Below are 20,043 nucleotides of genomic sequence, written 5' to 3' on the forward strand. Positions count from 1 at the left end.
CAATCAAGAATATTTTCAGATTCCATCTGGAAACGAGATTTTTAAAGGGTTTTGGCTTAACTAGATTTCCACAAATAAAGAAGTGCTTTTATTAACAACAAGCTTGACATTTCACAGGAGATGTGTTTAGTGAGCCGTCCTCAAAACCAAAAGCAAATTACTTTTAGCGGTAGCTGGTGGCGACGGTTAACAGCTACTGTTCTTCTGGGAAGTTTTTTGCATACTACTATATCTATGCCAGCGATCGCGCAACAAACTAACAATCTGGTTGCGTCTTTGCCATTAATAAATCAAGCTACTTATACTTATACAGATTCTGCTAGCAATTATCAATATCAAGGAAGTTCTGAGCAAATCAATGTTAGCCCTAGCCCATTACTCGATCCATTAGGGCGGATTTTAGGTTGCGCTGGGACAATTTTACCTGACTATACAGGTTTTTCAGTTGGGGTATACGAACCGAACTCTAGCGACCCAACGGGGACAGAATTGGGCAGTTTGGTTGCTTTGACCCGAACAGAGTTACCAGATATTCCTAATAACAACGTTCCTGGTGGGAAATCTCCAAATACCGAGAATAGTAATCCCTACTTTGTTACGAATAACCCTGCGGGTGTTTACAATTTCCTACTCGATCCCAATAAGGGTCAAACTGATCCAGGTAGAACCTACATTTTTGTAGTTAATCCACCACCAAATTCTATTTACAAACAGCGGCGGGTCAAGATTGAAATCCTTGCTAGCAATGGAACACAAGGCAATGGTGTTGTGCGATATGTCGCTAGTTCTTTGGATGGTCAACCAATCAGTCTTACAGGTGAAACCAGACTAGAGCAAACAGTTGTTTTAGTTCCCAATGCAGAAACGGTGGGACTGGATTTATTAGCCTTTGAATTCACCACAAATTTGTGTCAAGCCAATCAGTTACAGATTATCAAAACAGGCGATCGCGCTACTGCTGAACCTGGAGATACGGTAATCTACCGCCTGTCGGTAAAAAATCTTGCTGATGCTGGTTTGAGCAATATATTTGTCACCGACGACCTACCTTTAGGATTCCAATTCTTGCCGAAATCTGTGCAGGGAGAGCTAGATGGTCAACCAGTCGCGATCGCTTCAGAACGCAATGGTAACACAGTGACATTCCGCACAGACGTAACAATTCCCACAGGGAAAGTCTTGAATATTGCCTACGCTGCTCAACTAACAGCTGATGCACTGCGTGGTAATGGTCGTAACACTGCGATCGTTAATGCTCAACGAGCTGATAACCGTTTTAGTACTAAGGATGGTCCAGCAACGCACCAATTGAAAATTCGTCCAGGAATCGTTTCTGACTGTGGCACGATTATCGGTCGGGTGTTTGTTGATAAAAACTTTGACGGGGAACAACAGCGTGGTGAGCCTGGGATACCAAATGCGGTGATTTTTCTAGAGGATGGAAACCGCATCACTACAGATCCTAATGGTTTGTTCTCTCTAGCTAATGCCTTACCTGGATACCACACAGGTGTACTAGACCTCAGCAGTGTAGGGGGTTACACCCTAGCTCATAACGAAAAATTCCGCGAACGAAATAGCCAATCTCGCTTGGTGCATTTAGAGCCTGGTGGCTTAGTACGCATGAACTTCGCTGTAACCCCAACATTTCAGGAGCCAGTCAAGAAATGAAACCCAGACTGCACTATGTAACTATATTTAACCTGAGATTGATGGGGGTGATGCCAGTAGCTCTCTGCCTTGTTTTGTACCCTACAATTGTTAAAGCAGAAATCACTAGTGAAAACCTTCTTTTCCCTGATTCCCATTCGCAAGCAGAAAAGAGTGTCGAAGATCCTGGCTTTTCACCAGATGTGGAAAACCTCTCCCCTAGAATAGGAGAGGGTTTGAATTCTCCACCTCTCGAATTTGCCTCAACTTCTTCAGCATCGGCTTCTGAAATTCCAGATGTCCAGCTAAGTGAAACGGAAATACAACCGCTTCAACCAGAAACTTCTGTTGATTTGCTCAGAGGTTCACACAAAATAGTAGGAATAGAGGATAAGAACGACGAACGCAAAGATACTGAAACCCTGTTTCATGCTTCTCCAACAGAAATACAACCATTTCAACCAGCAACTTCTGTAGGTTTGCCTAGAGGATTACGCAAAATTGCAGGAGTAGAGGACGCGGGGACAAAGAAACAAGGGGTAAATGAAAATCTCCCCATGTCTCCTACTGTCCCTATCTCTACAGCAATAAAAATCCTGACTCCGACGGCTGACAGTGTTGTAGATGTACAAGCTAGTACGGTGATTGTACAGTTTCCCGCTGGTAGTCAAGTGGAATTACGAGTAAATGGGGCGTTGGTAGATCCTTCTTTAGTGGGACGGACGGAAACTGATGCTACCACCAACTTAGTAACACAGACATGGTATGGTGTCTCGTTGAAAGAAGGTACAAACACCATCTCTGCACAAAGTGTTGGAGGAACAGAACCCCCTGTAACAGTGCAAGTTGCAGTACGGGGAACGCCGCAGCAATTAACTTTAGAAACAGTTGAGTCTCGTATCCCGGCGGATGGACGTTCTACGGCGACAATCCGGGGTCAACTCATCGATGCAAGTGGCAATCGTTCTAATCGTAATGCTGTTGTCACCCTTATACCCACTGCTGGGGAATTGGTTGGGAAAGACTTCAAACCCAATGAACCGGGATTTCAAGTGGAGGCGAAAGCAGGGCAATTTACAGCTACGTTGCGATCGCAACTGAAGGCTGAAACTGTGACAATTCGCGCGATCGCAAATGATTTAGAAGCCTTCACCCAATTGCAATTTGAAACGGCACTACGTCCAAGTTTAGTTACTGGAGTAATAGATTTACGATTGGGTGCTAGAGGTACAAATTATTACGGTAGTTTCCGTGATTTTCTCCCTCCTGACAAAAACAACGGAACGCAATTAGATTTTCATTCCGCGATATTTGCCACTGGTGCGATCGGAGAATGGTTATTTACAGGCGCATACAACAGTTCTCGGAGCCTCAATGAAGATTGCAACTGCGATAATCGCCTGTTTAGAACTTACCAATTCAGCGAGCAAAACTATCCGGTCTACGGCGATAGCTCGAAAGTTGATGTGGTTGCTCCTTCCATTGACAGTGTATTTTTGCGTTTTGAGCGTTCAGCTCGTACCCCTAGCTCCGATCCTGATTATGCGATGTGGGGTGACTATAACACAGAAGAATTTGCGCGGCGATCGCAGCAATTTACTTCTATCACCCGTCAACTCCACGGTTTTAAAGCTAACTACAACTTAGGAAACCTACAAATTACGGGTTTCTATGGCGACCACTTAGAAGGATTTCAACGGGATACTATTGCTCCCGATGGTACTAGTGGTTATTACTTCCTCTCTCGCAGACTATTACAAGCAGGTAGTGAAAATGTCTTTATCGAGTTAGAAGAACTCAATCGTCCTGGAACTGTATTAGAACGCAAACAGCTTAACCGAGGCCCAGACTACGAAATCGACTACGATCGCGGTACTTTATTATTCCGCGAACCGATTCTTCGCACCGATATCGATCGAACCGGACAAGTATTGGTACGTCGGATTGTTGTTAGCTATCAATATGACAGCGAAGACTCTGACGGGAGCATCTATGCTGGTCGTTTGCAATATAATCTTTCCCGCAAACTTAACTCCGAAAGTTGGATAGGAGCAACTTACGTTCAAGAAAATCATGGGGTACGCGACTTTCAACTTTACGGTGCAGATGCGCTGATTGCTTTAGGTGACAACGGTCAGTTAATCGCAGAATATGCTCATTCCACTAATGATTCTGATGTTGTGGGAAAAGTCAGAGGTGATGCCTACCGTTTAGAAGCTGAAAGAAAGATTGCTAATGGGATTCAAGGTCGTGCCTATTATCGCTTTGCTGATACGGGTTTTGCCAATAATGCCACTATCAGCTTTGTCCCAGGACAAACCCGTTATGGAGCGCAGGTTACAGCTAAACTCACCTCAACTACTAACGTCAGAGCGCAATACGACCACGAAGACAATTTTGGGATTGCTCCCCAACCCTTAGACACCTTTGAAGAACTGTTTGCACCGCGTTATGAGGCGATACCTGGTAGCAAGGTTAATAATTCGCTGACGACGATTTCTGCTGGGATTCAACAACGCTTAGGTAGAGCCACTATCGATCTGGATTGGATTCATCGTCGTTTGGAAGACCGCATCCCCGACAATAGCTTGAGTAGTAATTCCGATCAACTGCGATCGCGTTTTTCAGTTCCTCTAGCTAAGAACCTGACCTTCCAGGCGCAAAATGAACTCAGCTTATCTTCCCAAAAAGATACTGTTTACCCAGACCGTACCATTTTGGGGTTGAATTGGGCGGTAATTCCTGGTGTCAGCGTCAGTTTGGCCCAACAGTATTACAGTAGCGGTCAATATTCGGGTAATTCCATTACTAGCTTGAGTGTCAACGGCGAACACAAACTCGGTTCGGATACTACCTTGACCGGTCGTTACTCAATTTTGGGTGGTGCTAACGAAATGACTACTCAAGGTGCAATTGGCATAAATAACCGCTGGACTATTGCTTCGGGATTACGGCTAAACGTTGCTTACGAACACGTATTTGGCAACTTCTTCGGACGCACTGTAGCCGGTCAACAATATGCTCAACCCTACGCCTTTGGTCAAGCAGCATCTGCGATCGGATTTGATGGTGGCGATAGCTACAGTGTAGGGCTGGAATACAGTGATAATCCGCAATTTCAAGCCAGCGTCCGTTATGAACATCGTTCCTCTTCTGGTGGTAACAATACAGTAATTACCGCAGGTGCTGCGGGTAAAATTTCTCCGACTCTCACCGCTTTGGTACGTTATCAACAAGCCGGTTCTTCTAATCAAAAGCTTTCAGGATTGGGAGATACTGCTAACTTAAAACTGGGTTTAGCCTACCGCGATCCCAATAGCGATAAATTTAATGCTTTATTGCGTTATGAATATCGCCAAAATCCATCAACCATCCCTGACACCATCCTGTTAGGAAGTGGTACGGGTTCCCAAGACCATACCTTTGCTTTAGAAGCGATTTACGCTCCTAATTGGCAATGGGAATTCTACGGGAAGTATGCATTGCGTAACAGTACCTCTTATATAGCTAACGATTTAGCCGATACTAGCACAGTAAATCTGGCCCAAGTACGCGCTACCTATCGTTTGGGATATAGCTGGGATTTGGTGGGTGAAGCTCGTGTAATTAGTCAGTCTAGCTACAGTGAGACAGGCTTTGTTCTTGAAACAGGCTACTATCTCACGCCCAATCTGCGTGTTTCGGCTGGTTACGTCTTTGGTAAAGTTGATGACCGAGATTTCTCAGGAACACGTTCTGCGGGAGGTGCGTATTTGGGCTTTACAGTTAAGCTCAACGAATTGTTTGACGGCTTTGGACAACAAAAACCTATAGCGCGCCAGCCACAGGAATCGGCGATGAAAACTTTGGTGGGTAAACTCAAGGCTGCAATGAGGGGGATGCAAAGGCGTGAAATATAAAAGGGTTATTTGATGTAGAGATGTTCATTGCAACCTCTATATACGAATTTAACCTTTCCTCATGGGAATACTATTGTCGTAACGATTTTATTATTCGCTTTGAATCTAGTGCAAAAACGCTTCAATTTTCGTTCTGGTATTTGTATATTTATAAACTCAATATCATTACTCACATATTATGTATTTTTATTGGAACTAAATAATGAAATCTTTATTTAAGAAATTAAGAGCGATCGCCACAGTAAATATTGATGAAAATGATAAATTTTCTCTGACTGTGGATAACCCAATAAAAAAAACTATGGAAAAGTCATTAACAAGTAGCCGCCAAAAAGTATGGCTCAGTAGCTTGGGCTTTTTTTTATGTATTTTAGGGAATAGTATCCAACCTAGCTGGGCTGAAGGCAGCAAAGAGTTAGTTTCTGATGGCGGCTACAGACCCTACGTTGAATGGTCAGATTTAGCGCTGGCAGGTATTGTTCGGAAAACTATACTCAAAGTTTATGTTCAACAAGGAGAAACAGTTAATCTTGGCTCTAGTGTGCATACTAGCTTTTCAGACCCACAAGATATTGTTTACCGCAGTCCCTTTGGTACTCAAAATGGCTCTTGTAATGTTCTAACTTCTGGTTTTGGTTGGATTGACACCGTTGCCAAAGAAACGGCCGGCCCTTTACCTAATAGTGGTGGCTATTCACCTTGTAGCTTCATCGCTACAGAAACAGGTATTTACGAAGTTGAATTTCATTCTCCTGATAAAAGTGGTACTACAGGCAATCCGCCTCCAAGAACTACAACGGCGGTATTTCCTATAAATGGTACTCAACTTTCAGGGGTAGCGGCTTGGGATATTACAGTTCGAGATAGTAACGGCGCTACCAAAAAAGGGCGAGTATTTACCAACTATATCGCGATGAATATGGGAGGAAATGCTGGGCTAAATGGCGCTCCTGCTGGTTTAGGACTTAACTCTAAGCTCTATATTCAAACTAAAGATGGGTATCGTTACGAAACTGACATGAATGGAGTCGATCCTTTTGGCTTCATCTTTTTTGCTAATAGCCGGGGATATATTGACAGTAACAGTTCTACACTTTATCACTCGATCAATTCCCCACCAGACCCAAACAGCACACTCAACTTTTATGGCAATGTAAAAGTTCAAAATCCGAATGTTACTGATACTACAACAGACATTACCCACCTAGTTTTCTTCAATCGGCCAGACACCGCAACTCTCAATGCTTTGAGTATTCCTATTGCAGCGAATATTCCGATAGTACCGACTTCGTTCAAATTTACTGGGGGTAATGGAGGTAGTGGGAACCAAACTTCTGTGGGTGTAGGAGGCAATTTTAGTTTCAATGCCAGTTCAAGTGGTAGCTATCAAATAATTATTGACACCAACACTGACGGTATTTATGACCCTAGTAGCGATAGAGTACTACAAAATGTGCTATCTCTCGGCTCAAATGTGGTGCTTTGGAATGGAAAGGATGCAAGTGGGGTAAATCTCCTGCCTCGACCAGGAAACTTACCATACAATGCCATAATCACAACACGGTCGGGTGAATATCACTTTCCCATGTTGGATGCCGAAAATAATCCGCTGGGGTTTAAAATCACAATGGAAAATCCTCCGGCTGCTTTTCCTAACCTTGTAGATCAAAATGGACAGCAGATTGGATCGACGACCGTTTATTACAACGACAACAACTATACTTCTGCTAACGGCACGGCGATTAACTTAGATGGTACGGGAGCTACTAACCCGCGTAATGCTGCTAGAGGGATCAATAGTGCGTTAGGAGAGCATGAATTTAATAGTAATTATGGTGACTATAAGGGTATAGATACTTGGACATATTTCCCAAGTGAAGCAATCACTACTCCCTTGGTAATTACTACTAACACTCAAGCAAATGTCGTAGGAACCAAATCTGTTCGCTTCCTCGCAGACAATGATAGTAGTGGAACAGTGACTGTAGGCGATCGCATCGAATATACCATCACTTATTCCAACTTAAATCCAGGTAATAGCGATGCAATTAACTTTGCTATTAACGACTCATTACCCTCACAATTAAGTTTTGTGAGTGCGGCAATTAGTGCTACAACTTCAGGAAATAATATCACAATCAATCCCAGTTACAACGGTACTAGTGTTGTTGCTGTAACAAATTCTGGAACTCTCCGTGTAGGTGATACGATTACCATTAAAATTACTGCCACGATTAATAATGCCAATGGCGGTAATCCAATTAGTAACCAAGCAAATGCAACTTTTAACACACCTGATAATCCTACAGGAACTGTTGGTACAGTGTTGACAGATGCAGACTCTGCTGGTAATACTAATAATCCACCTACTCTTGGTAATTCGTTCTTGCAAATTACTGATAATGGTGTAAATACTGGTAATAATCCTGCCAGTACAGCAGATGATGACCCCACTTTATTTACAGTATTAAATATTATTAGTTCTAACCCTAAATTGCTGTTAATTAAACGCATTACCCGCCTCAATAACCAAGATTTAACTGATATTGTGGATGGTCGCAGTGACGTTGCTACTAATGCCAGTAACTATGTACCAGAACCTTATGCTACTGATGATAGCGATCCTAAATGGCCTGTTGGCTACTTGCGAGGATTAATTAATGCTGGCACTGTCAAACCGGGAGATGAATTGGAATACACGATATATTTTCTTTCCAATGGTCTTGGTAATGCAACTAATGTGAAATTCTGCGATTTAATTCCGACTAATGTTAATTTTATTCCTACTGCTTTTAATAGTATGACTCCTAATGATGGTGGCTTACCAGGAGCAGATCAAGGAATTGCTCTAGCTATTGGTTCTAATACACCTACGCTTTATCTGACAAATGTTGGAGATAGCGATCGCGGGCATTTTTATACAGCTAATGACTCAGGCACACCATCATACTGCGGTACTAACACCAATGGAGCAGTAGTGGTCAATATTACAGTCCCCAGTTTTCCCAATCTACCAGCAGCCACTGGATCTGGCACACCAGCTAATTCTTATGGTTTTGTCCGCTTCCGCGCTAAGGTGAAATAGCTTTAACCACGGCTAACTAGTGGAATTAAGGACATTAGGAGAGTTCCGGCTATTCGTTAACAAAGCGATCGCAGTTTTGTAAAAATATCTTTTGAATAATCCGAAAAGCAATAATTTCAGTTTGGAGATTCAGCATATACCTACAAATAAGTCATGGTAAATATGAATCTAAAACTGAGATTTAAACCAGTTTCTCACAGTTGGGTTGCTCTACATCCAAAGCCTAAAGGGGTAATTCAATTTATTGCCGGGGCTTTCTTTGGTACATTTGTCCCTATGCTTTTTTATCGTCATCTGCTTCAATCTCTACTTGAGCAGGGATATACAATTATTCTTTTGCCGTTTAATTTTACTTTTAACCATTATGTAGAAGCTGGTTTTCTCATGAGAGAACAGTATGAAATTCTGCCAGAGCTTGTGAAAATGGCAAGTGTTGCAGGATATGATTATGAAGCCTATTTAGATGATAAAAACTTTTCTTGGATTGGACATAGCCTTGGCTGTAAATATATCTCGCTGTTAGAAGGATTTACTGCTCTACCTCCAGAGCGTCAAGATAGAGAGCAGTTTATTCGGAAGCTACTATCTAAAACTTCTGATGAGTCAGAGATAGAAAGTGTTATTGCAGACATTAACATTCTCTTTGATGAACTAACGCGAAAAACGTATGAAATTAAAAAATTAATTTACACTTATGTGCATAAGAATATCAACATTAACAGTCTCTTCATTAAAGGACAGGTTTCTATCCTATTAGCACCTGCTATTGCTGACACAGGGAGCGCAATTCGTCCTCAATTTTTAGCGGATATCATCGATAATCTTGGTTGGGGTGTGAAACCAACTGTTGAAGAAACTCAGTATTTAATTAAGGATAGTGGGCTATTTAATATTATGGGTTTAGTCTGTTTTAAATCAGACAATATTGCTAAATCAACCTGTGAATGGTTTACTAATATTCTGCAAAAGCCAACTCAAGATTTTCGGAAAACTGTAGCAGGTGGACATTTAAGACCTTTAGGTATTCAGCTAGCTAAATATGTTATTAATCTTTTTGATAAACCGTTAATTGAATCAGTTCAAGAGCGAAACAAAGCATTTGAGCATAATGTAATTCAATTGCTTGAGGAACTGAAAGAAAAATCAAGATAATGGGCATTGGGCATTGGGCATTGGGCATTGGGCATTGGGCACATGAGGCACAGAGGAAAAACTTACTGCAACTTCTCCTCTGCTCCTCTGCTCCTCTGCTCCCCTACTCCCCACTCCTACCGCTTAACTCGCTTTCATAACAATCCCAACTCTTCTGAAAAACCGAGCATGATATTTAGGTTTTGGACTGCGGCTCCTGATGCGCCTTTACCCAGATTGTCAAGACGAGCAACTAGCAACGCTTCTTTAGTGGTGTCATTGGCGAATACAAAAACCTGAACAATATTGGTATTATTCAGTGCGATTGCATCCAGAAATGTTCCGTCTCTGAGCAGTGTAGAATCTTGGAATGGAGCAACCTGCACAAACTTTTCACTTTGGTAGTAGTCAGCGATCGCTTCATAGATAACCTTACCTGATGGTGGATTATCTAAACTTCCCAGTGGCAAAGGTATCTGTACTAGCATCCCCTGCTCAAAATCTCCCACTGCGGGTACGAATAGCGGCGGCGATGCTAACCCTGAATAATGTTGCATTTCTTTGACGTGCTTATGCCCAAACTGCAAACCGTAGATGCCATAAGGGTAGAGTGATTCTGCCCCGGCTTGCTGTTCGTGGAAGCTATGATACTGTTTTATAAGATTCTTTCCGCCACCGGAGTAACCTGATACTGCATTAACGGTGATGGGAAAGTTACTGTTCAGGAGTCCTTTAGCAATCAACGGACGAATACAAGCTAAAAATCCTGTGGGATAACAGCCCGGATTGCTGACAAACTGGGCGCTGGCGATTTTCTCTCGTTGTCCTGGATTTAGTTCAGGGAAGCCATATACCCAGTCTTTAGCGGTGCGATGGGCAGTGCTAGCATCAAGGATCTTAACCCTAGTATTACTGACTAAGCTAACAGCTTCGCGGGCTGCATCATCAGGTAGGCAGAGAATGATAACATCAACAGCATTGATTAGTTTAGTTCGCTCAGTTGCATCTTTACGTTTAGATGCTTCAATGCTAACTAACTCGATGTCATCACGCTGGTTCAGGCGTGAGTAAATTTGTAAGCCTGTGGTTCCCGATTCCCCATCAATGAAAATCTTCGGTTTAGTAGTCATGCGCTTTTTATTATATGAGAGTGATATTTTGACAAAGTAAGAGTTATTTTAACGATCGATTTTTGAATGAGATTAACCTGCTTTCACCATCCACACGAAAAAGCTCAGGATTGGTTCGATAGGAGGAAGAGAATAATCCATTAAATCAATTGTGACTGTTTGTCCCTCTAGTTTCAGAAATTGCATCAGCTACTCCTCCCAAGCCAGAGTACGTTTCACTGCCTTTTGCCAAGTACCAAAGTTGGACAAGGGGAAATTGTTCCTTGGTTCAAACACACGCTCAATTTGCCGTTGTTCCACCAGTGCTTCATAGCTCTCCCAAAATCCTACAGCTAAACCTGCCGCAAATGCTGCACCCTGAACGGTGGTATCCCGCATTATCGGACGTTCAACTGGAATACCTAAGACATCAGCTTGAAACTGCATCAAAAAATTATTCTCGCAAGCACCACCATCTACGGTTAATCGCCCAACTGGAGTACCGCTAGATGCATTTATCGCCTGCACCACCTCCAGAACTTGATAAGCGATCGCTTCCAACACAGCGCGAACTAGATGCTCTGGTTGTACACTGGCGGTAATGCCGAAAAAGGCTCCCCTCGCGCTCATATCCCAGTAGGGCGCGCCCAGTCCACTAAATGCTGGCACAAAGTAGACTCCGCCATTATCTTTTACCTGATTGGCCATCGCTTCAGTTTCAGCAGCAGTTTTAATCAGCTTCAGGCGATCGCGCAACCATTGAATACAAGCACCACTAGTAAACATACTGCCCTCTAAGGCATAGCCGACATCTAAAGTATCGCTGGTATTTGCTTGTGTCCATGCCACTGTCGAAATGAGTTGATGGTGCGATCGCACAATTTGATTACCTGTGTGAGCAACTAAAAAGCTACCAGTACCGTAAGTGCATTTCATCAAACCTGGGCGATCGCAGCCATGACCAAATAAAGCCGCTTGCTGATCTCCAAAGATGGCAGTGATGGGAATTTCCGCACCCAATAAAGTCGCATCAGTAACTCCAAATACTCCTAAACTCGGCTGAATCTGGGGCAAAATATGAGCCGGGATTTGAAATAGTTTAAGTAAATTCTCATCCCATTCACAGGTTTTGAGATTCATTAGCATTGTCCGGCTGGCGTTACTGTGGTCAGTAGCATGAACTTTCCCACCAGTGAGATTCCACAGCACCCAGGTATCAATAGTGCCTGCTAAGACATTGTTCTGGTCAACATCTGGAAAATTATCTAATAGCCATCTAAGTTTGGTAGCAGAAAAATAGGCATCGATAATTAATCCGGTGCGATCGTAAATTTCATCAGCGTAGCCTTGTTCTTGTAACTGGTGGCAAAGGGGAGCAGTGCGGCGATCTTGCCAAACGATTGCTCTATGGAGTGGTTTACTAGTAGTTTTGTCCCAAATCAAGCAGGTTTCGCGCTGTACAGTTAGTCCCAAAGCTGCGATCGCTGATGCTGCAATCTGGGCATTTGCAATTGCAGTTTGCATCACCCAACAGGTATCCTGCCAGATTTGTTGAGGGTCATGTTCTAACCATCCTGGCTGAGGATAATACTGAGTTAATTCTTTATATGCTTGCCCAACAATCTTGCCGTCTGCGTTAAATACAAAGGCGCGGTTGCCTGTCGTACCTAAATCCAGTGCTAAAATGTAGCCCAATGATGGAATTTTTGTGCCAAATGTGTGCATAGCTGCTTTGAATGCTGCGTAGGCGTAGCCCAACCTAGTACCGCAAGGCGGAATTAAAAATTAAAAATGAATACAGCGTAAGCGTTTCATAGATTTTAAATGGTGAGGTAGTCCGGTCTTCTCCCAAAGGGAGAGGCTAGCGCCAAGGGGGGTTCCCCCATGAGGAACTGCCGTTAGCGAGCCTGCGTTCGCTTTTAACGTCTCGTAGAGAGCGTCACCCGAAGGGGTGGTTTACTTCCACCGTGCTGTACTAGACATCGCGATTTTAGCAATACGCCCTCAATCACATATACATTATTTTGGGTACATTTTGAATTACCTGTTTGCATAGCGTTACGTCTCTGTAAATTTAAAAACGCTACATTTTTACGCAAAGTTTTACTTAGCACAATGGGTATCGATGTTCGCCTCAAATCCCAGACCTTCACAACGTTGCAAGACACTGTGAATTTTAATTATGTGTAAGTATATCAGCATAGTAAATAATTATCAAAATGCTGTGATCGCAGGAATATTACACACAAATTCATACAAGTTTTATTATTAAATTTATGTGGCAATATACAAAGTGTCACTTTATTCAAGTCTGATTAGTTTACTCATGTTTTATAGTTTGCATATAAAACATTAATAGTAAATTCAATACGGTTTTGTTAAGGTTTTTTGATGAAAATTCTAGTTCGCAAAGACGCAAATCGTCGTCTCTCAAAAGACTAATTATTGTAGAGACGGCGATTCATCGCGTCTCTTGCTTAACCGAACAGTATTGAGAGTAAACCTCGTTAATATAGATTTTATTACAAGTAATCATCTTAACTTGATATAAAAACTATGGATTTAAAACTAGATGTGGTTTAAAAGTTAAAACCATCGAAATACAATAAAATCTACCCATGTTAAAAGCTAACCAAAATCAGAATGCACTACTAGCTCTGTTGTTACTTGTGCCAGTTCCGAGCATTGGTATTACAACTCAACTATATATACTCCCTGGCTTTCAAGGACATTTAGTAGCTTTATTATCTAAAATCTGGTTGTTGCTACTACCGATTATTTGGTTGTTATTTGTCGATAAAGAGAATTTAAAAGTTGAATATCCTAAAAGACGCGATTTATTGGCTGGAGTCGGATTAGGGCTATTGATGCTAGGCATCATCTTGATTGTTTATTGGCTGCTGGGAGCAAAATGGATAGATGTTGAATATGTTCGCGGTCGAGCAACACAAGTTGGATTAAACAGTTTTGTGATTTACTTAGTAGGTTCAGTGTATTGGATATTTGTTAACTCTTTACTTGAGGAATTTGTCTGGCGTTGGTTTGTCTATCGTAAATGTGAAATTTTGGTATCAAGTCCTTTAGCTGTAATACTGTCTGCACTTTTTTTTACGATTCATCACGTTGTTGGTTTGACAGCTTACTTCGACTGGCGGGCGACAATATTATGCTCATTGGGGGTGTTTCTAGCAGGGGTAGTTTGGTCATGGTGCTACTTAAATTATTCCTCAATCTGGCCTGGATACATCAGCCATGTTTTTGCAGATATAGCAATTTTCCTGATTGGCTGGCAACTTATCTTTACTTAACAAAAGTAAAATAAATCCACAGCGAATTAATTAATCAAAATCTCTCAAGATAATGTGTTTTTTTAAGTCGAAACTGATTATACCTTCTTCTTGTAATTTGCCCATCAATCTTGTAATTGTTACCCTAGTGGTGCAGCAGGCGCTAGCAAAATCTTCGTGAGTAAAGCGAACACTTAAACGAGTTCCCTCTGGTACAGTTTCACCCACTTCTCGTTTCAAAAGTTGTAATAGGTGGTGCAAGCGTTCTTGTACCCGCCGTCTTCCACAAATGACTAAAAAAGATTCTGTTTGCTGTAACCGCTGATTAATTTTTGGTAAAAGCGTATGGCTCAGTGTTGGAGAAGCTGCCATCTCTGCCGCGTAAATTGACACTAACTCAACATCAGCGAGAACTGTTGCTTGGTAAATGTTTAAAGATGTCAAACTAGAGCCAAAAACCATTCCTGCCGTTGCCAATCCTATCAGCACTTCTTCACCCGTTTCACAGTAGGTACTGAGTTTGACTAAACCCTGAGAAACATACAAAATTACTAATGGGTTGAGGGGAATAGTTTCTCCTTTAGAATATTTATCTACGGGACGATTATTGAAGAGGTCGCTGTCATTCTTGACTACTGCTGATTCTACTCGTTTACGTTCAGTGATATTACGTACTATCCAGCGTAGAGACGTTGCCTTTTCCTGCGGATTGCGGGTAACTGCCACTGTCAAAGCTGCATCAAAAAATTCACCATGACGTTGTTGCAAGCGTATCAATAGCTCTCTAGCTCTGTTTGATTGTGATAGCTGAATGATTTCGCTGCGAAGGTGCTGACGTTCTTCTAGAGGGACGAAGCTAATCATTGATTTGCCCACTAGAAATTGCTTTGAAACATTGAGTAACTTCGCTACGGTCAAGTTAGCTTCTTGAATGATTCCTTCTGTATTAGTCACTAAATAGCCGTCGGGCGCCAAGTCGAATAAATCTTGATAGTGTTTGCGTTCTGTTTCTAGCCAATTTCGTGTTTTTACTAGTTCCTCGTTTTGCTGATAAAGTTCCTCTGCCGCTAACTGTACTATTTTCGAGGTGTTATAAAGTTCCTTAAAAGCTTGCGGCAGCAAATCCGGGGAAATCCAAGGTAATACACTAGCAGTTTGGTATAAATCTGCTAAACGCTTGTGCAATACTTCTGCGCGTTGGATAAATTTTTCTATATTCACCTTAAATTCCCGCTACTTGCTTGCAGAGGTTGAGCAAAAAAATATACCAAGTAAATCCTTGAAAAAATTGCAGCACTCGTAATTTGGCTGAGTGATAAATTTAACTGGTTGTAAACTGCAATTTTTATTCAATTGAACTTGTCAAATTACATTTATTTTAGGTTTTCGACAATTTATATCCTACAGGCGCTATAAATAAACCAGTTTTGAAATGACACGTGTCGCATTCAACCTGGATACTCAAAAGTAAATTGAATTTAGCAAGTTACAAAGTGTCCATTAAGAACTTGCGCCACTCGGATGTTTTTTAACAAAAAATCAAAGAATAAATTTTACGGGGTTTTGCTAAGTATTACTTCTACCTTTGGTGGTAAAATTCGGTAAACTCGGCTAAAGACGAGTGCCAAATCTCCCAATCTAAGATTATGCTAATTTTTGACTAAACTGATAAACCAGTCAAAATGCTGACTAGCAAAGAAATTAGATAAGATAGCAGACTCGCAAAACCCGACATCTCAACCTTAATTTATGACTATTATTATTGAACCCGCTTTGTCATTCCCCCAATGAATGATTTAGTGCTAATGATAATTGTTTCCATTTTCCTTAAGAATAACTGATAAGACTGTCGCCAACTTCCATCACAAGAATCAAGCAACTACTACTAAAGACATAGAATATAAGTTAAGTTTGTTTGTGATTCTGAATACGTTGTCTATTAATAAAATTCCCCACTTTTTTGAGAAGTTGGGAATCTAAGCCTTTCGATTTTCAAATTCATTATGGAAATATCTGGCACAGGTAACGATTAAAACTAGTGAGAACAAGCAATAGTGGGACTAATATATCTAAAATTGCAAAGATAGATATTAATAAGTTAAAAATATTTGTATAGAGAAGCACGTATTAACTTAATAATTATCCGCCTCTTTAGTTAGAGGATAAATGAAGTAGTAAGCTGGTGTAATTTAACAATGCGTAACAGCTAATCAACGCGCAAGTTATAAGGGGTGATGGGTAAGGTGTCAGTGCTATAAAATCTCATCACTCCTTTTTACTTACATCAGGTTATGAGTAGGGGCTTGCGCCCCTACAAATCTAGAAATAATTTGAGATAATTTATTTTTTGCAAGTCCCCTAACGAATGCCATCATTATCAATGGCGCTGTAGCTGTCGCTGGGGAAAAGCCCTAACCAAGGGTCAGAACTAGGAGTTAAAAATAGTTGTCCGTATACTCGTTCATTGAGCGCTTCCACGCTCCTGGTTTGCTTACCTTGCATAAACCATTGATGAATTTGGCTGTGCAGCATATATTCATTTCTGACTGTATCTAGAGCCATTGTGGCTTCAAAATTTTTCACTATTATCGGCAAATTATCTTCTTGAGTGTTGACAGACTGAGACTTTTTAGCTCTGATTAGAGAAATACTGTTTCGATCTAGCTTGACATCGGCGGCATAGAGTTGAGCAATTTTGTCCCAAACTTTTTGGTCAGTAATTTCAGCTAAGGCGTTTTGATTGCGTTCAGCACTAGACTGGAGAGCAGTTAGCATTGGCGTTTCAACTCTCATTTTAGAAACTGCTAGAGAGCTTGCTATTTCTGCTGTCGGTGGTTGACTGGGATTGCTGGGAATCTCTACCAACTTAGGGGGAGACTGGATACCCAGGCGGGATAAATCTGCAACCCATTGGGCTTGGATAGAATTTAAGCGATCGCTGTGGTATTTTCTTAAATAAGACTCGCGATCGCTTGGTGTAAGTTTACTGTAATTTTTTACTGCTAATTCAGCCTGCTGTAGCTGTTGCAAAAATGCTTTGGGACTATATAACCCTGGAATAGCATCGATTGGCCGACCCGATGCATCCAATATATAATGAATGCTATTGCCTGTAATCGTTCGCTCCAACTTGCGTCCGTCGCCAAAATCAATAGTTACTTTGGGTACAGGGCGCACTGATTGCCAATGCAAAATAAAGCGGTCTTGAAGCAGCTTAGAAATTTCAACATTCGGATACAGCGCTACCCTGAAGAATCTACTATTAGCACAACTCAAATCTTGATCCAGCCTACCCAATAACCGCAGAGATAGAATGGGTTTACCACTGCTTCTAGCAGCAGCTTTGGCTTGTTCTATATCAGTGTACCAATACAAACGAGAGGCGTAACAGTCCTGTTGTTGACAAAGTTCGTCTAAAGCTACCCGAAGTGCAGGGGAAGGTAGAACTGCTCCTGAAGAAGCGGTATTTAACGTATTAGCATGGGATTTAAGAAATACTTGTAACCCTTTTGGGCCCTGTTTCCGAAGTACAGAAACTTCTTGAGATAGCTTGGAGATTTCCGCTACAGGAGTTTGAGCATCAGCTATCTGCAAAAAACCGAAGCTGACTAGGATGAGTGCGAAAGGATATTTGAAGGTTCTAAATTTCATATATCTTCAGATATTTTCAAGAAAAATAGGGGGTGTGAGTAGGGAGCATCCGGTTTTGGCAACAACGAACAGAAACAATTTGGTTGACACTCTTAACATTCCACTGTAAACCAGAAATTTTAATCCTAGCGTTTACAGCAGTTTTGATGTATTTGAACCACACCTGTCTTAGGGGTGCAAGGTGGTATTCGCGGTTATTGGAGTATCGAAAATCGCCTTCATTGGATTAAAGACGTAGTTATGAAGGAGGATGACTCAACAATATGTATGGGTAATGCTCCGGACAATCTCTCAATACTGAGAGCGTAGGCGTAGCCCGCCGTACTGGAGTTTAGACTCAGCAGAGCTGAGTCTAAACTCCAGTAAAACAAGAGAGGTCAAATTCTATTGTATACAAACGAGCGATCGCAATAACCAAGCATCTGCCATACACTAAAATTCGTGAGAGAGTTGACCTGGGGAACATCCTAGAGTCAAGATAAAAGGGTTGGATATATTGTCAAAGTACTAAGCACATCCGATATCGCCTGATTTTCTTTCATTTCCCTGCTTTTGGGTTAAAGAGAAAGGCTATGGGCGATACTTATTAAGGTGGCAAAAAACTTAAAAAAGTACGCGCGGATTGCTAAGACGTGCCTGGACGCAGAGGGTTAAGCCGTTGCACCCCGATGAAGCGTCAAGAAATAGCTGATTAAATCAAATTCTAAGCGATTTAATCATATATTTTGTAGCAGATACTTGTGGAAAAGAAAATGCTAGGTGTAAATGTTGTTATGAAAGTTGGCGATCGCGTCCGCGTTAAAGATTCGGTAGTGGTGTATCATCATCCTGAACATCGGAATCAGCCTTTTGACATCAAAGGCACAGAAGGCGATGTAGTAGCTATTGCCACCCAATGGCGAGACAGACCAGTAAGCGCTAATCTGCCGATTGTAGTGCAGTTTAGTAAAAAGTTTAAAGCCCACTTGCGTGAAAATGAGTTAGAAATCATCTAAATCACTTATCGGCGGCGAAACCACTGAAAAATATTCAGTTCGCCGCGCATTCTTTTAAGCTCTTGGCGGTTTTGTTCTGCGGTTGTATAATACCAATCACAATAACGCTGAAACTCCGACCGTGACCGAACTTCGTGGTAAAACTGATGGGTTGTTTGGTAAGAGGCAAAAGCTTCCTCAACTTCAGGTTGAGCAACTGGAATAATATAAGGTAAATTTTTTGACATAAAATTTAAGAGTCGGGAGTCGGAAGTTTTGAATTCAGGTAATTACCGCACTTCCTTATTAATAACTCATAACTCATAACCTTAACTTTCTAACAACTCCTAACTTTAATTAAAGCCAACCACGTAAGCGATAAACTAAAGAACCAATATACTCTTTTAAAGCGATGGTAAATTGGTGTAAGTTGTCAGTATCAGGTAATAAATTTAGTATAGCGGCTTTGGGAGTACTACCGAGTTCTTGCAACTCACCCTCACTAACCAGAAAGTCAGTGGGTGCAGGAATAGCATTGATTCCTTGACGCTGGAAAATCTGAAGCGATCGCGGTATATGCATTGCCGAAGTTACTAATAATACCTGATTTATCCCACGAGATAACAAGATTTTGCGGACATTTACAGCATTTTGATAAGTATTGAGAGAGTCAGGTTCTTGGATAATCGCCTCAGATGGAATACCAATAGATGTGAGTATAGTTGCCATATCTGCCGATTCTGGAGAACCACTTCCACGCCAATCAATGCGTCCCCCGCTCAGAATGATTATAGGCGCTTTTTTCTGGCGATAGAGTTGGGCGGCATAGATAACGCGATCACCTGCTTCACTCAAATCGACGGTAGGTCTTGGGGGAAAAGCTGATTTGGTTGCGCCACCCAAAACCACAATCGCTTCTGCATTAGGTATTTGGGCGAGTGGAAGATTTTGCCATTCTAGCGATCGCACTAATGATTTAGCGATCCAAGCATTGCTACAAAATAGCAATAAAGTTAGGGAAAAAGCAATTGCGATCGCAGCAGTCCGGGGTCGTTTCCACAAAGTCACTAATGCTACTACCAAGCTTACACAGGCTAATCCTAGTGGATAAAAAAATAATGGCAGTAATTTGGATAGATATAAAAACATATTTATTAGGGCATGGAGAATAGCGCATGGGGCATGGGAAATAGGAGATGAGGGAGTGGGGAAGAATCATGGAAGCAGGGGAGCAGGGAGCAGAGGAGAAGTTGCAGT

Annotated in this window: 12 protein-coding genes and 1 pseudogene; 7 read left to right on the forward strand and 6 right to left on the reverse strand. The window is 41.7% G+C overall.

Features of this window, described 5'->3' with window-relative positions; translation table 11 throughout:
• The first annotated feature begins 120 nt into the window (after positions 1–120).
• From HWQ42_RS13285 to HWQ42_RS13300, 4 genes are all read left to right on the forward strand, one after another.
• Entirely contained in the window at positions 121–1,671 is a 1,551-nt protein-coding gene (locus HWQ42_RS13285) for a hypothetical protein (RefSeq protein WP_292812681.1), read from the forward strand.
• Complete coding sequence (locus HWQ42_RS13290; protein WP_292812683.1) at positions 1,668–5,549, forward strand: TonB-dependent receptor; 3,882 nt, start codon at positions 1,668–1,670, stop codon at positions 5,547–5,549. Before HWQ42_RS13285 ends, HWQ42_RS13290 begins: the two co-directional genes overlap by 4 nt.
• A 202-nt stretch (positions 5,550–5,751) precedes the next feature.
• Positions 5,752–8,634 (forward strand): hypothetical protein, encoded by a 2,883-nt coding sequence (locus tag HWQ42_RS13295; protein WP_292812686.1) that lies wholly within the window; start codon positions 5,752–5,754, stop codon positions 8,632–8,634.
• 153 nt (positions 8,635–8,787) lie between these two features.
• On the forward strand, positions 8,788–9,786 hold the full coding sequence (locus HWQ42_RS13300) for a DUF1350 family protein (protein ID WP_367119054.1): 999 nt from the start codon (positions 8,788–8,790) through the stop codon (positions 9,784–9,786).
• Positions 9,787–9,920: 134 nt separating this feature from the next.
• Here HWQ42_RS13300 and argC read toward each other — a convergent pair whose 3' ends face one another.
• Positions 9,921–10,895 carry an N-acetyl-gamma-glutamyl-phosphate reductase gene (argC, locus tag HWQ42_RS13305; RefSeq protein ID WP_292812688.1) on the reverse strand — a complete coding sequence of 325 codons (975 nt, stop codon included), beginning with the start codon at positions 10,893–10,895 and terminating at the stop codon, positions 9,921–9,923.
• Between the two features lie 189 nt (positions 10,896–11,084).
• The gene (glpK, locus tag HWQ42_RS13310) at positions 11,085–12,599 is read right to left on the reverse strand and encodes a glycerol kinase GlpK (RefSeq protein WP_292812704.1); all 1,515 of its coding nucleotides are present in this window, start codon (positions 12,597–12,599) and stop codon (positions 11,085–11,087) included.
• Between the two features lie 893 nt (positions 12,600–13,492).
• Here glpK and HWQ42_RS13315 point away from each other — a divergent pair.
• Entirely contained in the window at positions 13,493–14,182 is a 690-nt protein-coding gene (locus HWQ42_RS13315; RefSeq protein WP_292812690.1) for a CPBP family intramembrane glutamic endopeptidase, read from the forward strand.
• A gap of 30 nt (positions 14,183–14,212) precedes the next feature.
• On the opposite strand, the gene HWQ42_RS13320 is transcribed toward HWQ42_RS13315, so the two are convergent.
• Together HWQ42_RS13320 and HWQ42_RS13325 are read right to left on the reverse strand one after the other, a co-directional pair.
• Positions 14,213–15,382 (reverse strand): PAS domain S-box protein, encoded by a 1,170-nt coding sequence (locus HWQ42_RS13320; protein ID WP_292812692.1) that lies wholly within the window; start codon positions 15,380–15,382, stop codon positions 14,213–14,215.
• Between the two features lie 1,137 nt (positions 15,383–16,519).
• Positions 16,520–17,812 (reverse strand): hypothetical protein, encoded by a 1,293-nt coding sequence (locus HWQ42_RS13325; RefSeq protein ID WP_292812695.1) that lies wholly within the window; start codon positions 17,810–17,812, stop codon positions 16,520–16,522.
• A gap of 186 nt (positions 17,813–17,998) precedes the next feature.
• Here HWQ42_RS13325 and HWQ42_RS13330 point away from each other — a divergent pair.
• Together HWQ42_RS13330 and HWQ42_RS13335 are read left to right on the forward strand one after the other, a co-directional pair.
• Positions 17,999–18,115 (forward strand): annotated as a pseudogene (locus tag HWQ42_RS13330) (ISAs1 family transposase); the annotation flags it as partial.
• 449 nt (positions 18,116–18,564) lie between these two features.
• Positions 18,565–18,807: a ferredoxin-thioredoxin reductase variable chain gene (locus HWQ42_RS13335; protein WP_334701219.1), complete on the forward strand. Its 243-nt coding sequence runs from the start codon at positions 18,565–18,567 to the stop codon at positions 18,805–18,807.
• Between the two features lie 5 nt (positions 18,808–18,812).
• On the opposite strand, the gene HWQ42_RS13340 is transcribed toward HWQ42_RS13335, so the two are convergent.
• Entirely contained in the window at positions 18,813–19,034 is a 222-nt protein-coding gene (locus HWQ42_RS13340; RefSeq protein WP_292812697.1) for a hypothetical protein, read from the reverse strand.
• A gap of 109 nt (positions 19,035–19,143) precedes the next feature.
• Positions 19,144–19,935 (reverse strand): YdcF family protein, encoded by a 792-nt coding sequence (locus tag HWQ42_RS13345; protein ID WP_292812699.1) that lies wholly within the window; start codon positions 19,933–19,935, stop codon positions 19,144–19,146.
• Positions 19,936–20,043 lie beyond the last annotated feature (108 nt).

The sequence above is a fragment of the Nostoc sp. JL23 genome, assembly GCF_017115065.1.
In the GTDB taxonomy this organism is placed as follows: Bacteria; Cyanobacteriota; Cyanobacteriia; order Cyanobacteriales; family Nostocaceae; genus Nostoc; species Nostoc punctiforme_A.